At 39.1% G+C, this 21,999-nt stretch carries 15 protein-coding genes; 7 read left to right on the top strand and 8 right to left on the bottom strand.

All coding sequences use genetic code 11. The features are described from left to right. Positions 1-15: 15 nt before the first annotated feature. Together LT090_RS01870 and LT090_RS01865 are read right to left on the bottom strand one after the other, a co-directional pair. Complete coding sequence (locus tag LT090_RS01870; RefSeq protein WP_068546829.1) at positions 16-1,569, bottom strand: sulfatase family protein; 1,554 nt, start codon at positions 1,567-1,569, stop codon at positions 16-18. 2 nt (positions 1,570-1,571) lie between these two features. Then, positions 1,572-3,032: a sulfatase-like hydrolase/transferase gene (locus tag LT090_RS01865; protein WP_068546830.1), complete on the bottom strand. Its 1,461-nt coding sequence runs from the start codon at positions 3,030-3,032 to the stop codon at positions 1,572-1,574. A gap of 271 nt (positions 3,033-3,303) precedes the next feature. Here LT090_RS01865 and LT090_RS01860 point away from each other — a divergent pair, with 271 nt between their 5' ends. The 7 genes from LT090_RS01860 to LT090_RS01830 all read left to right on the top strand — a co-directional run bounded on the left by LT090_RS01860 (position 3,304) and on the right by LT090_RS01830 (position 11,809). Beyond that, a complete protein-coding gene (locus tag LT090_RS01860; protein ID WP_068546831.1) occupies positions 3,304-4,866 on the top strand; it encodes a sulfatase in 1,563 nt (520 codons plus the stop codon). Between the two features lie 7 nt (positions 4,867-4,873). Then, positions 4,874-5,770 carry an alpha/beta hydrolase gene (locus LT090_RS01855; RefSeq protein WP_082897191.1) on the top strand — a complete coding sequence of 299 codons (897 nt, stop codon included), beginning with the start codon at positions 4,874-4,876 and terminating at the stop codon, positions 5,768-5,770. Continuing rightward, on the top strand, positions 5,767-7,203 hold the full coding sequence (locus LT090_RS01850) for a right-handed parallel beta-helix repeat-containing protein (RefSeq protein ID WP_068546832.1): 1,437 nt from the start codon (positions 5,767-5,769) through the stop codon (positions 7,201-7,203). Before LT090_RS01855 ends, LT090_RS01850 begins: the two co-directional genes overlap by 4 nt. Next, entirely contained in the window at positions 7,196-10,468 is a 3,273-nt protein-coding gene (lacZ, locus tag LT090_RS01845; RefSeq protein WP_162272301.1) for a beta-galactosidase, LacZ type, read from the top strand. Before LT090_RS01850 ends, lacZ begins: the two co-directional genes overlap by 8 nt. A 120-nt stretch (positions 10,469-10,588) precedes the next feature. After that, the gene (locus tag LT090_RS01840) at positions 10,589-10,981 is read left to right on the top strand and encodes a hypothetical protein (protein WP_157726639.1); all 393 of its coding nucleotides are present in this window, start codon (positions 10,589-10,591) and stop codon (positions 10,979-10,981) included. Between the two features lie 290 nt (positions 10,982-11,271). Then, positions 11,272-11,523, top strand: a complete 252-nt coding sequence (locus LT090_RS01835) for a type II toxin-antitoxin system ParD family antitoxin (RefSeq protein WP_068546834.1) — start codon at positions 11,272-11,274, stop codon at positions 11,521-11,523. After that, positions 11,516-11,809 carry a type II toxin-antitoxin system RelE/ParE family toxin gene (locus LT090_RS01830; RefSeq protein ID WP_068546835.1) on the top strand — a complete coding sequence of 98 codons (294 nt, stop codon included), beginning with the start codon at positions 11,516-11,518 and terminating at the stop codon, positions 11,807-11,809. The genes LT090_RS01835 and LT090_RS01830 overlap by 8 nt, the downstream gene beginning before the upstream one ends. 68 nt (positions 11,810-11,877) lie before the next feature. On the opposite strand, the gene LT090_RS01825 is transcribed toward LT090_RS01830, so the two are convergent. From LT090_RS01825 to LT090_RS01800, 6 genes are all read right to left on the bottom strand, one after another. Continuing rightward, on the bottom strand, positions 11,878-13,656 hold the full coding sequence (locus LT090_RS01825) for a right-handed parallel beta-helix repeat-containing protein (RefSeq protein WP_082897193.1): 1,779 nt from the start codon (positions 13,654-13,656) through the stop codon (positions 11,878-11,880). An 18-nt stretch (positions 13,657-13,674) separates the two neighbouring features. Next, positions 13,675-14,658 carry a family 43 glycosylhydrolase gene (locus tag LT090_RS01820; RefSeq protein WP_082897194.1) on the bottom strand — a complete coding sequence of 328 codons (984 nt, stop codon included), beginning with the start codon at positions 14,656-14,658 and terminating at the stop codon, positions 13,675-13,677. Position 14,659: 1 nt separating this feature from the next. Continuing rightward, positions 14,660-15,361, bottom strand: a complete 702-nt coding sequence (locus LT090_RS01815) for a platelet-activating factor acetylhydrolase IB subunit (RefSeq protein WP_226996511.1) — start codon at positions 15,359-15,361, stop codon at positions 14,660-14,662. A 53-nt stretch (positions 15,362-15,414) separates the two neighbouring features. Further along, positions 15,415-16,929 carry a sulfatase gene (locus tag LT090_RS01810; RefSeq protein WP_089153022.1) on the bottom strand — a complete coding sequence of 505 codons (1,515 nt, stop codon included), beginning with the start codon at positions 16,927-16,929 and terminating at the stop codon, positions 15,415-15,417. 36 nt (positions 16,930-16,965) lie between these two features. Next, positions 16,966-18,393, bottom strand: a complete 1,428-nt coding sequence (locus tag LT090_RS01805; protein WP_226996510.1) for a sulfatase — start codon at positions 18,391-18,393, stop codon at positions 16,966-16,968. 122 nt (positions 18,394-18,515) lie between these two features. Further along, on the bottom strand, positions 18,516-21,479 hold the full coding sequence (locus tag LT090_RS01800; RefSeq protein ID WP_082897195.1) for a TonB-dependent receptor: 2,964 nt from the start codon (positions 21,477-21,479) through the stop codon (positions 18,516-18,518). Positions 21,480-21,999 lie beyond the last annotated feature (520 nt).

The raw sequence follows: 21,999 nt of genomic DNA, 5'->3' as shown, positions 1-21,999 counted from the left end.
ACTTAATAGCGCGTTTTAATAGCGCGTTGTCATAATTTCTTTTAACCGTGATTTTAATTGTTTCAGCACTTCAGGGTTTTCTTTTGCCACATTGGTTGTTTCACCAGGATCAGTACTTAAATCAAATAATTGATCATACTTTTTATAGCCACTTTCGATCTTTTTAACCTTGGTAAAACCAGGCGTTTTCTTGCTCGCTGGAATAAACTTCCATTGACCCGAACGTAGTGCACTATTGCCTAGTGATTCCTCGATTAAATCCGCACGGCCTTGCTCAGACTTACCTAACCAAACATCTAGTTGATCTAAACTATCTACTGCTTCGTTATCTTGCATTGGCACATTTAATAGTTTTGATAATGATGCGTATATATCCATTTGCGAAACTAATGCATCACTTACTCTTGGTTGTATCGTACCTGGCCAATAAGCAATAGTCGGCACTCGAGTACCCGCCTCTAGACGACTGTATTTACCACCACTAAATGGGCCTGCTGGTTTATGCTCTCCTAATAATTCGAAAGCGCTGTCTTGGTATCCATCAAAAAGTACTGGGCCATTGTCACTCGTAAAGATAATTAAGGTATTTTCAGCAATGCCTAATGCTTCTAGCTCTCTGATCACTTTGCCTGTCATCCAATCCATTTGTGCAATCGCATCGCCACGCAAGCCCATCGTACTTTTACCTTTAAATCTGTCGTTAGGTAAACGCGGAACATGGATATCGTGATAGGACTTAAATAAGAAGAAAGGCTTACTTTGATTGGCACGAATAAACTCAATCGCTTTATCGGTAAATACCGTCGCGAAATCTTCATCTCTCCAGTGGGCTGACTTACCACCCGCCATATGACCGATGCGGCTTACGCCATTAATAATGGTTTGATTGTGCTGTTTATCTGCAACAAAACGCAGCAGTTCAGGGTTTTCGTAGCCTGTTGGCAGATTACCCACCTTGCTCTTATAACTTACGGTAATAGGATCAGCTTTATCTAAATTCACAACATTGTGATTTTCAACATAAACTGTCGGTACTCTGTCTCCAGTTGCCGGCAATAAAAAGCTGTAATCAAAACCTATCTCTAATGGTCCCGGCTTAATATCTGCATTCCAATCAACATTACCGTTACCTAAACCTAAGTGCCATTTACCAACAACACCTGTTGCATAACCGGCTTTCTTAAGCATAGAAGCTAACGTCGGTTTGCCCGGCTGAATTAACGCCGGTGCATCACCCTTTAAAATCTTGGCTTTATTTCTAAAGCCATGCTCACCAGTTAATAGTGAGTATCTAGATGGCGTGCAGGTTGCCGCCGAAGAATGACCATCGGTAAAGCGCACGCCATTGTTGGCAATGCGGTCTATCTCTGGGGTCTCAACACCAACAGCACCATAACTGCCTAAATCGCCGTAACCTAAATCATCAATATAGAAAATAACGACATTAGGTTTAACATTTTCGCTCCCACTACTTTGTGCTATTTCGTTGCTTTGCTGAGTCGATTGACCACAGGCGATTAACGTCGAAAGTAAGACTAATGAACCGGCAATTTTGCTTAGATTTTTCATTATTAGTTAGCCTTGTTTTTGTTATTTTTTTTCTTGCCTTTCTTTTTGTTTTTCTTTTGGTACTTAGGGTTTGTTGGTTTCCAATTATGTAAATCAGGGAATGCATCATCTTGCTGCTCCGCTTCCCATTGTTCATACTGTTTTTCTAATGCTTTAACTTTGTCGGCTTGTTTTTTTGATAGGTCTTTTTTCTCTACGTGATCTTTATCCATATCAAACAACATTTGCTCACCGGCTTTAACCACTATCTTGTCATCGCCAACCCGAATCGCATGTGAAGTTGCTTTAACGTGTTGCCAAAAAAGCACATCGTGTGGCTGGCCTTTGTTTTCGCCGGTTAAATATGGCAATAAGTCCACACCATCTAGTGGCTTATTGTTACTCACATCAATGTTGGCTTGAGATACCACAGTTGCCAAAATATCTAATGAACTTACCGGCTTATGATAATCTAAACCCGCCGGGACTTTATTAGGCCAGCGAACAGCAAATGGGACTCTTACACCACCTTCGAACAAGTCATTTTTAAAGCCTCTAAGCTCGCCATTGTCTGAACCATTAGTTCTTGCACCACCATTGTCTGATAAGAAAAATACGATGGTATTTTCATCAATGCCTTGTTGTTGTAACGTGTCTAAAATACGGCCAACACCATCATCAACTGCTGATACCATTGCCGCATAAGTGCGTCGTTTTTTATCTTTGATGTGTTTATATCTATCTAAGTATTTCTTAGTTGCTTGCACCGGTGCATGCGGCGCGTTGTAGGCAACATATAAAAAGAAAGGGTTGTCTTTTTCACGTTTGATAAAATCTACTGCTTCATGAGAGATTTCATCGGTAAGGTATTCATCAAAATCTATTCGTGTTTCATTGCGCAATAAACGCGTGCGGTACCAATCAAACTTATACTTAACTTCGCTTAAATCATTAAATTTCATTTCTTCTGGAAAATATTGATGACCACCAGATAAGAAACCATAAAAGTAATCAAAGCCTCGTTTATTCGGGCGCAAATCGGGATGAGTTCCCATATGCCATTTACCTAAAATACCGCTGGTGTAACCTGCTGGCTTTAATACTTCAGCAATATTTTTTTCCGTTGTAGGAATACCATTTTGCTCAACGCTAGGGTCCATTGTAGGATTGTAATTGAAACCAAAACGTCCTTGATAACGCCCTGTTAGTAAACCTGCGCGGCTTGGCCCACATACCGGAAACGTTACATAACCATTGGTAAATTTTGTCCCTTGAGTAGCAATTCGATCGATTTGTGGTGTTTTAATATCTGTACTGCCATTAAAACCAACGTCACCATAGCCTTGATCATCCGTTAGAATGACAATCAGGTTAGGCTTACTTACATCATTGTTTTTATTTGATTTTTCGCTAGCAATGGCGGAATTAAAGATTAGTAAAGAACAAAGGCTGGCGCCGATCAATTTAGCTTTTAGTAAACTCATTATTAAGACTCACGGTAACAATTATTAATTATATTATAAATAATACATTAACATTAAGAATACTGTTTTCCAACATTAACAGAGCTAACTTACACTTTCTTTACACGAAAATTAAGTTTTTGCACATAAATCAAGCAAGTTATAAAACGAGCAAAGCTAAAACCGTTACAAATCATTAATAAAAAATTAACTTTTAAAAGCGGTTGCACTCACCTCTATAATAATATTAATATTATAAATTGAATTAGATATTTTTACTGGAGGATAATGCATGAAAAAAATCACACTATTAGTGACGATAGCACTTTGTACTATCCTCATATACTCACTTTTCAACACTACAAATGAATCGAAAAAACCTAATATAATTGTCTTTGTCGTAGATGATATGGGGCTGATGGATACGTCGGTACCGTTTATAACAGACGATAAAGGCAACGCAATCAAGCAACCTTTAAATGATTGGTATCACACTCCTAATATGCAATCTTTGGCAGATAAAGGCGTACGTTTTAGTCAATTTTATGCACAAAGTGTGTGCTCTCCGACAAGAGCATCATTGCTTACTGGTCAAAATGCCACCCGTCACCACACCACAACCTGGATTAATCCGAGCGAAAACAATGGTGGAAAGTTTGCACCAAATTGGAACTGGCAAGGACTTTCTAACGAGTCGACGACCTTCCCTAAACTATTACAAACTGTAGGTTACAAAACAATTCACATAGGTAAAGGTCACTTTGGTCCTTTAGAAAGTGAAGGCGCCGATCCGACAAATTTAGGTTTTGATGTAAATATTGCTGGCGGCCCATGGGGGCGACCAAAAAGTTATTACGGTAGAAACCACTACGGCAACCATGATAAATACAAAGTTAAAGACAAACCGTTAACTCATAATATTCCTCATTTAGAAGGCTATTACGATAATGATGTGTTTTTAACAGAAGCGCTGACAATGGAAGCAAGTAAAGAGATTGAAAAGGCGGCTAACCAACAACAACCATTTTTATTGTATCTATCTCACTATGCTGTCCATGCTCCATTTGATAGTGACCCACGATTTGCCAAACGTTATGAACATGCAGATAAATCAGAGCGAGCCAAAGCCTATGCTACTTTGATCGAGGGTATGGATAAGTCTCTTGGCGATATCGTCAACAAGCTAGAACAGTTAAACATTGCTGAAGATACTTTAATTGTATTTTTAGGCGATAATGGTGGAGATGCTCCCCTTGGCAAAAATGATGATATTGCAACTTCGGCCCCTCTTAAAGGTAGAAAAGGCACCAGTTGGGAAGGCGGTATGCGCGCTCCTCTGATTGTTTCTTGGGCAAAACCCAATTCAGCAAACCCATCACAAAATCAACTGCCGATTTCAACTAATGTTATTAACACCCAAGTTGCCACGGTGTTAGATATTTACCCTACCATATTAGCAGCGAGTTCAATTACCAATCCAAACACGCAAGTTATTGACGGCGTAAATTTAGCTCAACAATTAACAGGTAACATAAACACCGAACGAGACAATAGTTTTTTGATGCACTTTCCTCATGAACATCGACACTCTTATTTCACTAGCTATCGCTTAGATGATTGGAAAATAATTTATCATTACAACCCTAAAAACAATAAAAAGGTAAAGCGCTATCAGCTTTATAATTTGGTGCAAGATCCGACAGAAAACGTTGATTTATCAACAGACAAACCGGAGAAATTGCAGCAATTGATGCAGGCTATGATCAAGGCATTAGAATCAGAGAATGCGCAATACCCTATAAACAGAAATGGCAAAGTACTCACTCCTGTACTGCCATCAGTCGAACTAATTTAAAGAGCGTATGATGAAAAGAAATAATACATTAATGACTCTGCTAGCTTTGACTTTTGGACTATTTTCTTACACTAGTTCAACCATTGAAGCCGCACAACATAAGAGCGCAGAAGAGGCCGTAAAGTCTACAGAAAAGTCAACGGATGAAATCACCCCGAGTGAGATAATAGAGTATAAAAATATCGACGGTATCTCGCTTACATTGCACGTATTCTATCCAGAAGGCCACAAGAAAAGTAATAAAACACCGGCAATGGTTTTTTTCCATGGCGGTGGCTGGAATGGTGGTTCGGTACACCATTTTTATCGTCAAAGCCAGTATTTAGCCCGTAGAGGAATGGTTGCTATTAGTGCGCAATATAGAGTTAAAAAACAGCACAATACGAGCCCAATAGAAAGTGTCAAAGATGGCAAGTCAGCATTACGTTGGGTTCGCAGCAATGCCGAATTACTTGGCATTAATCCAAATAAAATTGCAGCAGGCGGAGGCTCTGCTGGAGGTCATGTTGCTAGTGCTACTGGAACTGCAACCGCTTTTGAAGAGTCGACTGATGACAAAACCATAAGTTATCGCCCTGATGCTCTTGTGCTATTTAATCCTGTGTTTGATAACAGCTCTGCAGGTTATGGGTACGAGCGAGTAAAAGACTACTGGCAAGAATTTTCGCCTATGCATAATGTCACTAAAGATACGCCGCCAACACTTGGCTTGTTTGGAGAAAAAGACACAGCGATTAAAGTAAAGTCTGTATTAGAGTTTGAAAAAACAATGAAAAGCCTTGGTAATTCAGTAGAAATACATATCTTCAAAGATCAAGAACATGGCTTTTTTAATCAGGCTAAATATGATGAAACGATATTGGCAATGGATAAGTTTTTAACGACGCAAGGTTTTATTCAATGAGAGTAATATTATTATCAATCGCTTTACTGTTTAGTATTACTTCAGTGACGAGTTTCGCTGAAACCTATTATGTAAACTCTAAAAAAGGCAATGACAAAAATAGCGGCACATCGTCGAGAAAAGCATGGGCCAGTGTTTATCATGTTAATCAACAAACCTTTAAACCTGGCGACAAAATACTCTTTAAAACCGGCACCGCTTATTCAGGTGCCTTAGAGCCTAAAGGCAATGGCGAGCCGAACAATCCAATCATTATTGATAGCTATGGTGATGGTGATAAGCCACAAATTCACGGTCAGGGCTGGAAACCTCACACTCTGTTGTTGCACAATGTTGAGTACTGGGAAGTAAATAACCTAGCAATTACTAATTACGGTAAAAAGACCGCTCCAAGAAGAAGAGGCGTTATCGTCAGCGCCAATAATATTGGCGAGTTACATCACATCGTATTAAACAACCTAACTATCTCCCATGTGAATGGTGTTTTACAAAAAAAACAAGGTGGCGGCAGCGGCATATTAGTTCGAAGTAGTGGTGATAAAGTCCCTTCACGCTTTATCGATTTACAAATACTTAACTCTCATATTCATCACACAGAGCGCAATGGTATCAACTTTGCGGGTTATGCCAATAGAAAACAGTGGTTCCCTAGTTTAGACGTGGTGATCAGAGGTAATGTAATTGAACATGTACCAGGTGATGGTATTGTTGTCGTTGGCACTGATGGTGCATTAATAGAAGGCAATTTACTGCGTAACTTCCCTGACACCTTACCTAAAGGCGATGCAGCAGCAGGGATTTGGCCTTGGAGCGCTGACAACACTATTATTCAATATAATGAGGTGAGCGGTCACAAAGCTAAATGGGATGGTCAAGGATTTGACTCAGATTGGAATTCTATTGGCACCATTATTCAACATAACTACAGCCACGATAACTACGGTGGCTTTTTACTGGTCTGTAATAACGGTAAAAAATATAAACAAGACATTAATATTGGCACCATCAAAACCATAATACGTGGCAACGTTAGTATTAACGATGGTATTCGTCCGTACCCTACACATGCAGGCGTCTTTTCGCCGACATTTCACTTAACCGGACCTATCGAAGATACCCATATTTACGACAATATGATCATTGTTCCTAAAAAAGCAGAAGGTGTTGATAACACTTTAGTTGAGCTCGATAACTGGGGCGGACCTTGGCCTATTAATAGCTTATTTGAGAACAACGAAATCTATTTCGAAGACGAGCTTCAAGTAAAACTAAAAGACATTAAAGATGTTTTCTTTAAAAGTAATAAGTTGTCAAAACACATTGAAAATTTAAATCCTGAAACTAATCAAGTTATGCAAAGTAAAGCTTTTGATTTGAAAGAATTAGAAGCGCTGGCGCAACAGAAACTAAATGAGAATAAAAACTATGAATAAGAACAAACTCTCCGTAGCCATATTAACTGGTTTGTTGGCACTTTCTGGGTGTGATAGTAATACTACCACTTCAAACGAAACAGCTGCTAACAACACTAGCGCGCCAGAGTATTACCAAGATTTAAGTGTATATAAAGTAAATACCGAGAACCCTAGAGCCACATTTGTTCGTTATGAAAGTGCGGATAAAGTGGCCGCTGATGATTATGCAAGCTCGCCATATTACAAACTGCTTAATGGCAATTGGAAGTTTAACTGGTCGGCAAACCCTAATGCTGTTCCAAAAGGCTTCTTTGATCCTGATTTTGATGTAAGTGAATGGGACGAGTTACCTGTACCAAGTAACTGGCAAATGCACGGTTATGATTACCCTATCTATACCAATATTGAGTACCCGTTTCCTAAGAATCCTCCTTTTGTTCCGCAAGATGACAATCCAACAGGTGCTTATCGCACGAACTTTACCGTGCCGGGCGACTGGGACGGACAACAAGTATTTTTACACTTTGGCGGCGTAAACTCTGGTTTTTACTTGTACATCAACGGCGAAGAAGTGGGTTACAGCGAAGGCTCTAAAACCGCCGCTGAATTCAACATCACTAAATACTTAAAATCAGGTGACAACGTATTGGCTGCAAAAGTCATTCGCCACACCGATGGTAGTTATTTAGAAGACCAAGATTTTTGGCGCGTAAGTGGTATTGAGCGAGATGTATATTTACATACTGCGCCTAATACTCATGTTCGAGATTTTTTCGCAAAATCAACATTGGAAAACAATTATCAAGATGGCGTTTTAGACCTAGCCATTGAAGTAGCTAACAAAGAAAGCTCTGCCCAATCCGTTAAAGTTCATGTGGAGCTAACAGACGCAAGCGGTAACGTAGTCGCGTCACAATCAAGCGATGTCGATGTGGCCGCCAATAGCGAGCAAACACTTGAGCAAACGTTCAAAATTGAAAACGTTGCCTCTTGGTCTGCAGAAACACCAAACCTGTATCAATTGACAATAACAACTGAATACAGCAACGGCACGCCAACACAGCACATAGGCGAACAAATTGGTTTTAAAACCGTTGAGTTAAGTAACGGCCAATTTTTAGTGAATGGTAAAGCTATTTTACTCAAAGGTGTGAATCGACACGAGCACGATGAATATACCGCTCATGTTGTCACTCGCGAAGCGATGTTAGCTGACGTTAAACTGTTAAAAGAAAACAACATCAATGCAGTAAGAACATCTCATTACCCTAATGATCCTTACTTCTATCACCTCACAGATAAATATGGCTTGTATGTTATTGATGAAGCCAATATTGAATCTCATGGTTTCCACTATGCGCCTAAAGACACGCCAGCAAACAAGCCTGAATTTGAAGGCATGCACTTAGATCGTATTGAACGCATGGTTGAACGTGATAAAAATCACCCTTCTATTACGTTTTGGTCAATGGGTAATGAAGCCGGCGACGGTATCAATTATGTAAAAGCCTACGATTGGATTAAACAGCGCGATGATTCACGATTGACCGTTTATGAACGTGCAGAACAACAATCTAAGTACACAGCGAAAACTCGTCCACATCAAGACGCAGTAACTTGGATGTATAAGCAGGTCGACAAACTAAAAAAAGAGTACATAGGTAAATACCCTGAGCGTCCATTTTTTTGGGTTGAATACTCACACGCAATGGGTAATTCCAACGGTAACTTTAAAGAATATTGGGACTTTGTGCGCAGTGAACGCCAAGTACAAGGTGGCTTTATTTGGGACTGGATGGACCAAGGTTTAGTTAAAAAAGATGAAAACGGTAATGAATTTTGGGCCTACGGCGGCGACTTTGAACCGGAAGGTGTTTATAACGATGCTAACTTTGTGTTAAACGGACTAATTAATCCGGATAGAACGCCTCACCCTGCTCTATTTGAAGTTAAAAAAGTGTACCAAGAATTACACTTTAGCAAGCTAGAAAATAACGAATTTGAGCTTTATAACGAGCAATTCTTCGTGGACTCTTCAGCCCATGATATTTCATGGCGCTTAATTGAAGATGGTGTGGTTGTTAAAACTGGCAAAGTCGATGCAGTAGCGGGCCCACAACAAACAGTGCAATTTAGTCTAGCTAAACAACTACCGAAACTAAAGACGGATAAAGAATACTTCATCAACTTTTATGCAACAGCAAAAGGTGAACACCCATTAGTTGAAAAAGGCCATCTATTAGCAAGTGAACAAATAGAATTACAACAAGGTGCAGCAGCAACATTTGCCAGCGAAAATGGCAAAGTAAGTTTAAGCCAAAATGACAATGGTACTGTCGTTACTGCCGGCGGTGCGAGCCTTAGCTTTAATGATGCAGGTTATTTAAATTCATACGCATTAAACGGCACTGAATTATTGCTTGAACCGCTTAAGTTTAACTTATGGCGTGCACCGACCGACAATGATTTTGGTGGCGGTAAAAAAGCGTATGTTAAGCGTGCAAAAATTTGGAAAGACGCAACACAAAATCAACAAGGTCAAGGTATCAAGGTTGTTGCAGAAAGCAAAAACTCGGTAACTTTAGAGCAAACCGTTGAATTAGCTGACGCGAAATCTTCCGCTGTTTACACCTACACAGTAAATGGTCAAGGCGAAGTCAAAGTTGATGTTAACTTTGATTTTGCCGGCAATGCCAAAGCTAAAGTTGAGATTGAAGGCGTTAAAGGCAAAGTGAATAAGTTTAGTGAAATCCCACGTATTGGCTCAAACTTCCAAATGCCAGTAGATTTTGACCAAGTAACTTATTACGGTCGTGGTCCACACGAAAACTACTGGGATCGCAAAGTATCGGCGTTCGTCGGTATTTATCAAGGTGAAGTTAAAGACTTAGCGTTTGACTATATTCGCCCGCAAGAAAATGGTAACCGTAGTGACCTACGCTGGGCAACACTAACAAACAAAGACGGCTTAGGGTTGAAAATTTCAGGCTTACCAAACTTTGACTTTAGTGCCCATCATCAACCACAAAGCGACTTTGACCCTGGGTTTGAAAAAGCTCAACGTCACTACACTGACATAGTCAAACAAGACTTAGTCAACGTTAATGTTGATTACAAGCAAACCGGTGTTGGTGGAGATAACAGCTGGGGCGCATCAGCGTGGAAAGAATACCAACTACACCCAAAAGACTATAGCTACTCGTTCACGCTAAGCCCGATTAGCAAAGCACCTAGCTACCCAACAGAGCAAACGGTAAAAATAGGTACTCATAACGAGTTATAACTTAAAAAAAATAATTAAACGCCCAAAACTGATTTGGGCGTTTTTGTTTGTTAGTTAATACTTATCTAGCCGTGAGGTTGGTGTTAATGTGACCTAATGCGTTCAAAGACCACCGGCTTAATGAGCGATAAACGGAAGTTTAATAAAAGAAACATGAATAGCTATAAAAAGAAATTAGTAGATATATTATGGATATTAATACCGCTGGTTTGTCTTGCACTGTATTTATCCAACATTTTAGGTGAAGAACAAGAAAGTAAGAAAATGCTTTATGATTTCTTTATTGAAGAGCAGGAACAAAAAATCGCACAACAAGGTTTATTCTACAAGCAACTTAAAGATATTGAGCATTCTCAGAAAGCTATTAGCGATAAAGATAAAGAAACTTTAAAACTTACTATCCAGCTATATGAAAGTAGTATTAAGGGCTATTTGAATAACGAATTATCCGAAAAAGCTAAATCAAATTTACTCGAAGCATTAGAATATAAGCCTAGCGAAAACTGCGAGTAGTCTCCTGCCTAGATGTTAAAATTTACTTCTGTTATTGACACATTGCGTCATAGATAGAAATAACGTAAGTTAAATCAAAAGCCCAAGGGCTATAATGAGCGAATTCTTGTCGTTCACATCCCGACAAAATATAGATAAAGAGCACCGTCATTGTTTCTATTATTGCTTAAGGCAACTGGCGGAGAATGGCACAGAACGCCCTTTAAGGATTTAGATCTTAACTATATTTAACTCACTTTTAATACTATACTGAACCAATAGTATGAATATTGGTTCATTAGAGGGCTATTATGGCAGTCGTTAGAAAAACTATTACATTTACAGAACAGCAAGATGCGTGGTTGAAAAGTCGCGTAAATAGTGGAGATTACACCAATGACAGTGAATATGTGCGGGATCTTATTAGAAAAGACCAACAAAATAATGAGAAATTACGTGTTCTTCAATCCGCTATAGAGGAAGGCTTAGCAAGTGGAGTCAGTAAACGATCTGTCGTTGATATAATGAAAGATGTTGAAGCAAAGATAGAAATAAATGGCTGACTACAAACTTACCAATAAAGCGGACGCAGATCTTGCTGATATATTTGAATACGGGATTTTTAACTTTGGAATTGAACAAGCTTCGAAATACGTTTTAGGTTTTCAAGACAAGTTTCAGTTCATTGTTGAACATAAAGAGCTTGGTGCATCTGCCGAAGAACTTAATAAGAACTTGAAACGAGTGCCATACAACTCCCATGTTATTTTCTATAAAGTATTAGCAGAGCATATCTTAATAGTTAGAGTGTTGCGACGTGAAATGGATTTTCGACGACACATATATTAGAGATATCTAACGGACCGGTCATGGTACAAAACAGCCGTAGAAGTATCTCACCTTTTATCTATTTCTCTTTATAGCATATTGTTAACGTCTTTATTAATTGGGGCTATTGCACCGATATGAATCTGCCCATTAAGAGCGTTACCTAAGATATCTTCTTTTACCTGCAAGCCACCGCTACGAGTATTGCCTTGCAAACCATTACTGCTTGGCAGTGGCGTTATTGCGATACCTTTGTTTGCGATTAAATCATTGTTGGTAGGCTGGTAGTCACTAACTTTATTACCACCGGCATTCAAAAACTTAGGATCACCTATAATAGGATTGTTATTTTCCATCACACCAACGTTAGGCCAGTCCGTAGCCTGTAAGAATAAATTGTTAGTCATAGTAAAGTTTTTAGTGGTGTTTTTACCATTAACTAACTGGTAGCGCTTCTCAGGCAAATAATAACTGCCTTGTTTGAAGTAAAAAATATTATTGGCAATAACGGCGCCTTCGGTATCTTGGTGGGCAGCAACTTGCGCGGCATGATCAACATAAATTGTATTGTTATAAATGTAGTTATTTACCGGAGCGATATTAGGGTTCACTTTTTTGCCTTTCATACCGACAAAGCCACTAAACCAAAGTGTTTTGCCATCGTGAGTGGCTTTTCCGTATGGGCGGTCTTTATCGCCTTTTACACGATAACCATCATTAACACTTACGTTATAGCGATAACTGTTGTTTCTGTTGTTGCCTAAAATCTCGATAAAAGCGCCTTCGTTATTCATACTAAAGTTATGTTGAATAACAATGTTTGAGCAATGAAAGTCGATGTGAAATCCAGCGGAATCTGCAGGGCCTACAGCATTTTTAAATTCATTATGCTCGACTAATACATCGTTGGCATTCCAAGTCCACATACCGCTACCACGGCCCCATTTACGCGCATCATACATGCCACTGTCAAAATCGCTGCTACTGCCAGTACGATTAGTCACATTATTCGTCACTAAACTACCGTCAACGCCGCCAAACATAATGCCTGGGCCGCCAATGTCGTGGAGATGATTGTTTTCTAGCGTGATGTTATTAATCAGCTTTTTTAAAATAGGATATGGCGACGTTTGTAATCTCGGATTATGCGCCGTTGCCTTAATGCCGGTGTGGGCTACATCATAGATTTCGCTATTTTTTATGGTGATGTCGGTAAGTAATGTTTTCGGCCCATTACCGCGATTAAATAAATGAATACCATAACCATATGCTTGCGTGCCGTTTTGGGTATTTACGTCGCCAGCACGGTCAACTTTTCCAAAGTCATAGTGGAATATATCGTGGATTTTTAAATTATCTAAGGTGATATGACCAAACGTTTTGTTGTACCGCTTGGCGATGTAAATTAAAACCCCAAGGCGCATTGGTTGCGGCGTTTTAATATCTTCAACTTGTCTTGCTTTGCCACCATCTGCTTCGATGTCTAAGTTACTTACATTGATATGACTACTATTTTTAATTTCGAGTCCTGCGAGCTCTCCAGCGGCATCAATATAAGCACGTTCGTCACTGTCTCCATAGGTTGAGATATTTATTGGCTGTTTCGCACTACCTGACTCATTGATAAGCTGTAGGCTCCCTTTAAATTTATCGCCAGCTTTTAGAAAAACGTTATCACCTGGTTTTAAGATAAACTTGTTTATTTTTTTAAGGGAAGCGAATGGCTTGGTCTTACTGCCAATATTCGTATCCGCGCCGGCTTGGCTGGATACGTAATAATCTTGAGCTGAGCTAAAAAGCGATACTCCACTCATACTTACCATTAATAAACACTTAGCGATTAAATGGTGGGAATTAAATTTTTTCATTTATTAAAATATCCAATATTAAATTAACGGTATGATTTTTCCGTCACTTGTAAAAGTAATTTCGTCCATATGTACAGAACGCTGTTTCGCAGACTTTGATAGCTCGCGGCTATGATAGAATACATACCATTTATCATTAAACTGAGTTATCGAGCCGTGACTGGTACCGGCACCGATTGGCACCATAACTTCACCAATGTAGTCAAATGGCCCAAGAGGATTTTTAGCCATGGCATAAACTAAAGTAGTGTCTTTTTCCCAACCGTTGGAATACATGTAGTAATAGTATTCACCGCGTTTAAATATCCAAGGACCTTCACCGTACCAACCGCCGCCTGTTTTTTCCGTGTACTGTTCAATACCGTTAATTTGCACCGGCTCAATGTTACCTTCAAGCTCAATCATATTGTCTTTAAGCTTAACCACTCGAGGACTGCGACAGCCAAAATACATATACGCTTGACCGTCATCATCAATAAATAGCGCAGGGTCAATAGGCTCTTGCCCTACAACGTCTTCATTGCCAGTTTTATCAATTAATGGTTTGCCTAGCGGATCTTTAAAACCTGACACCGGGGATTCACTTATTGCGACACCAATTTTGGCCTGTTCGACTGGGTAGTAAAAGTAGTACTTGCCATTGCGTTTTATGGCATCAGGAGCCCAAGCTTGTTTGCTTGCCCATGAGATATCATCAAGGCTAAAAAAAGCGCCATGATCTGTCCACGTCGCTAAGTCTTTAGTAGAAAACACATGCCAATCAGTCATATCAAAGTGTGCATTTTGGTCGGTATCGTCCCGATCATGAGAAGTGTATAAATATAGCGCATCATCAAACACACGAGCAGAAGGATCCGCTGTAAAAACATGACGAATCAGCGGGTTACCGTTATTTTTAAACTCAATATCCGCTGATTTGTGGCAAGACGATAACGAAGCAATCGTAACTAACAGCATAGCGATTAAAGTAATGCATCGTCGTAAGCGAAGTGGTAAGAACATATTAATCTGCCATTAACTTGGCTACGCTTGGCTCAATCGCATCAGCCCATACTTGGTATTGGCTCTTATTGGGGTGCAATAAATCAGACATCACATCAGTGCTCAAATTGCCTTTTTCATCGACAAAGATATGATTTATATCTAGATAATAAACACGATCACCATCGTCATAACTTTTAATGATATCGTTAATATCATCATTGATTTTTCGAAGTGGGTCTTCAGTTGTAGCGCCACGAGGGAATATTGCAAGTAGTAATATTTTTGTCTTTGGCAGCTTATTTTCAAGGCTGGCAAGTATGGCTTTAATACCTAATGCGGTATCCTCAGGCTTATCTTGTCGATGCCCCGTATTATTGGTGCCAATCATTAACACCAGTAACTTGGGGTCTATATTATCAACAGCACCGTTTTCTAATCGCCACAATACGTTTTCTGTACGGTCACCACTAAAACCTATATTTAATGCGTTTCGCGGTTGATAATATTGCTGCCAAACTTGTTTGCCAGTGTTATCAAAGGCATGGGTAATAGAATCACCTAAAAAAACCAAATCGACAGATTTCATCTTTTGTTTCAGCGCTAGTTTTTCATTATGACGAGGCATCCACCAATTTTTTGACCACTGGGCGGTTTGCACTTTTGCTTGCACAGACAAAGGGGGTTCAGTCGCAGCAACACTGCCAGCTAACAGTAGTGTCAAATTTAAAAGTAAATACCTCATCAAGACCTAGTCCTTATTTTTTAACGCTTAAACTATTCAGCGTTTTTTTTCTTTTTGGCTTTTTTCTTCTGCTTTTGACTCGGGCCTGTTTCAACTTTTTTCAATCGCTTTGCGTCGGCACCAAATAAGCTCCAATTTGAAATATACTGTTCAATCGTCGGCGCTTCATTTTTAGGTAGAAAAGCAGCCATTTCTTTCACTTTTTCTTTGTATTCAGGAAGCGTTGCTAAGTTATGCCATTCGTTCTGATCTTTTTGGTGATTATAAAGTTCTTGTTTGCCATCAAAGTACTGAATAAAGCGCCAGTTTTCGGTGCGAATGGCGTAGTTACCTCTGCCCCAACTAGAAATAGCTGGAGCCGCAACAGCAGCTGATTGATCTTTTAACTGTGGCACCAAACTATGACCATCAACATAATCAGGTACATTTAAACCCGCCATATCGGCTAAGGTGCGATAGACATTAATAAGCGTTACCGCTTGCGTTACTTTACGACCTTGTGCAGCAGTTATTTCTCTCTTATCAAGGATAATGAACGGCACACGATTCGCCTCTTCCCACAAGGTGAACTTCTTAAAGGATTTTTTCTCTCCTAAATGATAACCATGATCAGACCATAAAATAACAATGGTATTGTCTGCTTGAGCGCTTTGCTCAACAGCATTTAAGATGCGACCGACGTTATAATCAACCCATGAAATACAAGCAAGATAAGCTTTTCTTACGTCTCCCCACTGTTTTTTACTGGTAAATTTTTTGTCATCACCAGCTCGGCGCATGCTATTACCTTCTTTACCGATATCGTTCAGATCATTGCCGACAGTTGCAGGCGGCGTAATTTTTTCGGGCAATGCATCATAGAAATCAACAGGACAATCAAACGGTAAATGCGGTTTAACGAGGCCAATGGCAGCAAAATAAGGCTTGTCGCCGTTTTTATGATTTTTGATAACATCAATACCAAATGAAGCGACTTGATGATCAAACATTTCTTCATAAGGGTTTACCGTTGGTCTAAAAGAGTTTTTCTTATTGGTGTGAAAACCTTTGCCTTCAGCAAACTTTCTAGGAAAACGATCTGCGTCTAAGTAATCTGTCCATTCAAGTTCCCCGTACTGTGGGCCGTGGTGAATTTTACCTGAGCCATAAGTGTTATAACCGTTGTCTTTTAAAAACCTTGGTAAACTGGTGTATTTCTGGTGAAGCTGTTTATGAATGTCGTGCTCATAAAATGGGTATAAACCAGAATTATATGGCTCAACGCCATATAACAGAGCATTACGACTTGGAGAACAACCAGGAGACACACTATGGGCATTCATAAATGCTACGCCTTGGTTCGCGAGGTTGTCCATATTGGGCGTACTTGTTTGCGGATGTCCGCCCATATAGCCAACCCAATCATTCATATCGTCAATGGCAATAAAGACAATGTTAGGCTTTTCGATTTCTGCTGTATTTTCAGCGGCTAAGGCTGGGGTAAGAGACCCGAAAAATGCTAATAACGCCATTAACATGTAAGCTGATTTATTTATAATTTTATTCATAATAGTTCTTAAAATTTCTAACGGTTTTTAGTTTAATTACTTTGTCGGCTGAATACTGTGATATTCAACATCATAGCTTTTTAATTGCTGTTTTTTGTACTTTGCTCCTTCCATATACAAATGTTGTGGTGTTGATACATCCCAAGTGCCCAGTGCTTTTAGCATTTTCACTACGCGTTGTGGATGCTCGGCCGCGACATCATTTAATTCAGCTAAGTCGTTTTTAACGTTATAAAGCAATGGCAGTCGGTCGGGTAATCGAATAAGTTTCCAATCGCCATCTCTAATTGATGCACTGACAGTAAAGCGCCACATCATTTCATGGTTTGGATCACCGGCTTTTTCACCGCTGATATAAGGAAACACATTATGGCCATCAATTTTGTCTTTTTTATTAATTTTGCCACCAGAAAGGGCAACAAACGTTGGTGCTAAATCAAGCGCAGTTACTGGTTTATGGTAAACGCTATTGGCTTTGATTTGAGCTGGCCACGAGATAAGAAATGGCACACGAATACCACCTTCTAATAAAATACCTTTTGAACCACGATAAGGCACATTCACCGTTCTTGAGTTTAAACCATGGCCAGGGCCGCCATTGTCACTTAAGAATACCACCACAGTATTGTCGTAGACACCGTTAGCTTTCAACTCGCTAATGATTTTGCCAACATTAATATCTAATCGATGGATCATCGCGGCATAAATGCGACGATTCTTGTTTTCAATATGTTTGTACAAGTCGATATCTTCTTGTGGCGCTTGCAGTGGTGCGTGTGGGGCATTAAAAGAAGCGTATAAAAAGAATGGTTTATCTTTATTGCGCTTAATAAAATCGACACTTTCATTACCGGTATCATCGGTGATGTAAGTAATAGGTTCAGGTTGCTTATAATTACTCTCTAGTGGCGATAAATAACCTTCACCATCTGGCTCAGAACGAAAATAATCATGGCCGCCAACAGGATAGGTCCACACTTGGTCAAAGCCACGATTTTGCGCTTTGAAATGCTCTTCATCACCTAAATGCCACTTACCAATCATGCCATTTACATAGCCTTGTTTCGCTAAGCGATCAGCAATAGTTTGCTCAGTAACCGGTAAACCAAAATACTCTCGATTATACTGCGGACCGGGTTTAACATTATTATTGTCAAAGCCAAAATTAACTTGATTACGACCAGTCATCAACCCTGCCCTAGATGGGCCACAAACTGGCGCCGAAACATAACCCTGTTCAACTATCACACCACTTTTTGCTAAAGCATCAATGTGTGGTGTTTTTATCTGTTTACTACCGGTATAGCCTAGATCACCATAACCTAAATCATCAGCAATGATGATAATAAAGTTAGGCTTATCGACTTCAATCTCTGCCGCTAATGCCTTTGCATTAACGAATGAGATAGCAGTTATTAGGAGCATAAATAATTTGATTGTTTTACTAAAAATGGTGGTTGCCATTTGAATATCCAACTTATATATTCTTAATAAAAAAGCTCTTTAGACTTTAATCATCTAAAGAGCTCTATCTATTCATAATAAAGGGGGATTATCTATCTAATCCCCTTTTTAACTCATTTAAATTAAAAGTTTACTCGAACACCTGCGTAGTAACTAATACCACGATGAGATTGTTCATAGATTCTATCTGTATGAGCTTCCCCTAACATGGTACTAGAAAGGTTACCTTTGGTAGTTGCTTCATCTAGCAAGTTATTTGCAGAAGCAAAAATAGTCACTTCAGGAACGATTCTGTATCTCACATTAAAGCTTAAATTCTCACTAGGCCAATGAAGTACTGCTTCACCATTATTGCCTTCTGTAGCAGCACGACCTTCTTGTTGATTAAGATTTAATCTCGCTGAGAATTTTTTACCGTAATCGTATGTTAAGGCAATATTGTAAGTACTCTCTAACCAACCTGATGGAGAATAGTACAATTCAGTCGCTCTAGTATCAACTGGTCCTTTTCCTGGGTTTTCACGGTTATAATCTTGATGAGCATCATGGAAGAATTTCATATAGTTACCCGAAAGAGCAAAGCCTTTTAAGAAATCAGCAAAGCCTAAGTCTTGTCTAAATGAGAATTCTAGACCTGACATTGAACCACCCTCAGCTTTAACTTGAGAAATCACTGGTAACTCTAATGGTTCACCTTGTTCATCTTTATCGCCTGTTTCTATATAGTTAGCATCCGTTTGATAAATACCATCAACATCTTTATAGAAGCCCGCTATTGCATAGTAATCCCATCTCGTTGGATACCACTCAAATGATATATCTGCCTGCTTTGAAACAATAGGGTTTAAGTAAGGGTTACCTGCAGTACCTAACGTTTTACCTTGGTTATTAATGCTATCATCGAACTCTTGGTCTCCTTTACTTTTGAGTTTCAAGCTCGAATTAATTTCGCCTAGGCTTGGTCGAACGATTGCCTTACCAGCACCAATACGAATAACAACATCGTCAATTAAACGTAAATTCACGTTTAACGTTGGTAACACTTCGCTGTAATCATGCTTAACTGTAACGTAAGAAGGATCCCCTTCAGTGGTTAATAGGTAAATAGGTGTGCCGTCTTCTTCTTCACCAACTTGCTGCAATTCAAATGCGTCTTGCCAGCTAGTTGACTCTAATTCTGTTTCAAAATAACGAACCCCAACAATACCATCGTACCAGTCACCAGCAAATGCTGCTTGAACATAGATTGCTGTAGTATTTTCTTCTAATTCGTAACTTGCAAATCTATCTTCATCAGACATGTATCTCTCAGGTAGGAATGCAGCTTTATCCGCTAAAATATCACCTACATCGTAGTAGAAAACATTATCAAAACCTTTGATTTTATCCAGTTTTTGGTATGGGTTTGACGTTAAAGACGTGTTCAATTCGTTCCAATCTAAATCGCTTAATTCTGCCCAAGTAGCCGCCCACTCTTCATCTGTAATTCCATTACTTTCTAGTCTAGTGTTAATAGCACTATACTCTTCCTTATCATCGATATGATCTTTAGTATTAACCGAGTATCTTGCACCGAATTTTAACTGATGAATAATACCTAGTTCTACGTCATAAGTAAGATCAAATTTAGCTGCGGATACAGCACTTTCCATGAAGTTATGACCATTACTCATTTTTTCAAAGTTCCACGCTTCTGGATCATCCAGAGCAGAAGTTAGCATAGTTTCATCTAAGGTATAGTCGCTAAAATTAAATGCGCTACCATCGACATCACTACCATGATATTCCAAGCCATATTCATCGCCATTATGATCGAAAGAGAAGTAATGATGTGGACCATTCCCACCTGCATCGGCACTTGGACCATACTTACCACTTGCTGAACGCCAGCTATAGAATCGATCTGCTTGAGAGTGAGAAAAATCAACGTTTAGAGATAAATCATCGGTAATTTGGTAATCAAAATTTAGGCCGAATACTTGAGTTTCATCTTCGTTTATAACGTCGTTATCCCATTTACCAAAGTTGTCATATCGTCTAACCATGCCGCTTTGGTAATAATTTCTGTGATCTACATCGGCCATACCTGGAGCATCCAACTCTTCAGCGCCGTAGTACAAGCCCATGCTAAGTGTAAGACCGTTTTGATTGTAATCATATTTAGACGTTAATAGATCAAGACTTATTAGTAAGTCTTCTGTAGCTTGCCATTGCGCCGCTGCGAATAGAGATTTTTGTTCAATGGTTTGTTTTTTCGAATTAAGTACTGAACCGGTATTGAATATATCAACTACACCATCTTCATTACGGTCAGGAAACCAAGGTAAATTACCAACGACTTCACCTGCTTTGATACCCTCAAGATAAACTACATCATCTCGATATGAGCCACCTACTGAGAATGCAAAATCATCGGTTACATGATAACTGAACATGCCATCCAAGTTTTTGCCGTAACCATCTTCACCGTTTAAATCTTGAGAAAGCTCGTTACCATTAACGGTCGCAGAAAAGGTTTTAATATTACGATCAACTTGCAGTGGCTTGAATGTTTCCATATTTACCTGGCCAGCAATACCACCTTCTAAGCTATCTGCACGAGCAGTTTTATAAACTTGAGCCCTACGTATAGAAGATGATGGAAACAAACTTAAGTTAATTGAACGACTACCAAAAGAACTTACAATTTCTCGATTATTTAACGTTGTTAACGTGTAACTTCCGCCCATACCACGCACAGAGATAGTATTACTACGGCCATTTTCTTGGTTACCAGAAACACCTGTTAAACGCTCTAATGATTCAGCAATACTTTGACTTGGTAATACACCAACTTCTTCAGCTGATAAGTTATCCGAAATTGTATCCGCAAACTTTTTCATGTTAATGGCCGCGACTTCACTTGAGCGCATACCACCAACTTTTATAACTTCGATATCTGATTCTTCTAGCTCTTTTTTATTTGCTTCTGCTCTTTCTTTGGCAGTCTTAACTTCAACCTCAGTTGTTGAGTCAGCTGCATAAGCTGGCATTTGAGTATAAATAGCAGCAATTAAAGCTAAGCTTAATTTAGATTTTTTCATCATTGGCTCTCATTTATAATAATTGTTCTTGTCGGCGCATTTTTATTTATATTACTATTCTGTAACTTTCAGTAACGCCTCTGTAACATCTTGGTAACATACCCACAATACATCATTCTTAGAATAAATTTCAAGCTATATTTAATATAAATATGATAAATAACAGAAATAAAACAATAATTGCTAAAAATCAATTACTTAGAGTGCTATATAAATATTAAGAAATCTTCGAAATAGCGATTTGATTGAATAGTAAACAGCTCAATGTTGCAATTTATCCTATCTATAACCTCAACCTTAACGATTTTATTAACCTGAATCTGATCCTAGTTTTAGGACCTTGTTTTAGGACCTTGTTTTAAAGCATTGTCGCATCGATGAACTGGAACATTAGTTCCGCTCTGGATTGGAACAAAATCCCAAACTTAGCTAAGAAAAGGCGTCGTTCCCTTCATCCCTTTGGCGTCGAATTAATTTCCATCCATGGTAATTCGACATACCTTCATCCCTGAAGGCAAAAAAA

Origin of the sequence: Thalassotalea crassostreae (genome assembly GCF_001831495.1) — a bacterium.
Lineage (GTDB): Bacteria > Pseudomonadota > Gammaproteobacteria > Enterobacterales > Alteromonadaceae > Thalassotalea_A > Thalassotalea_A crassostreae.
The sequence above is the reverse complement of the archived record's forward strand: the minus strand, read 5'-3'. Positions and strand labels throughout refer to the sequence as shown.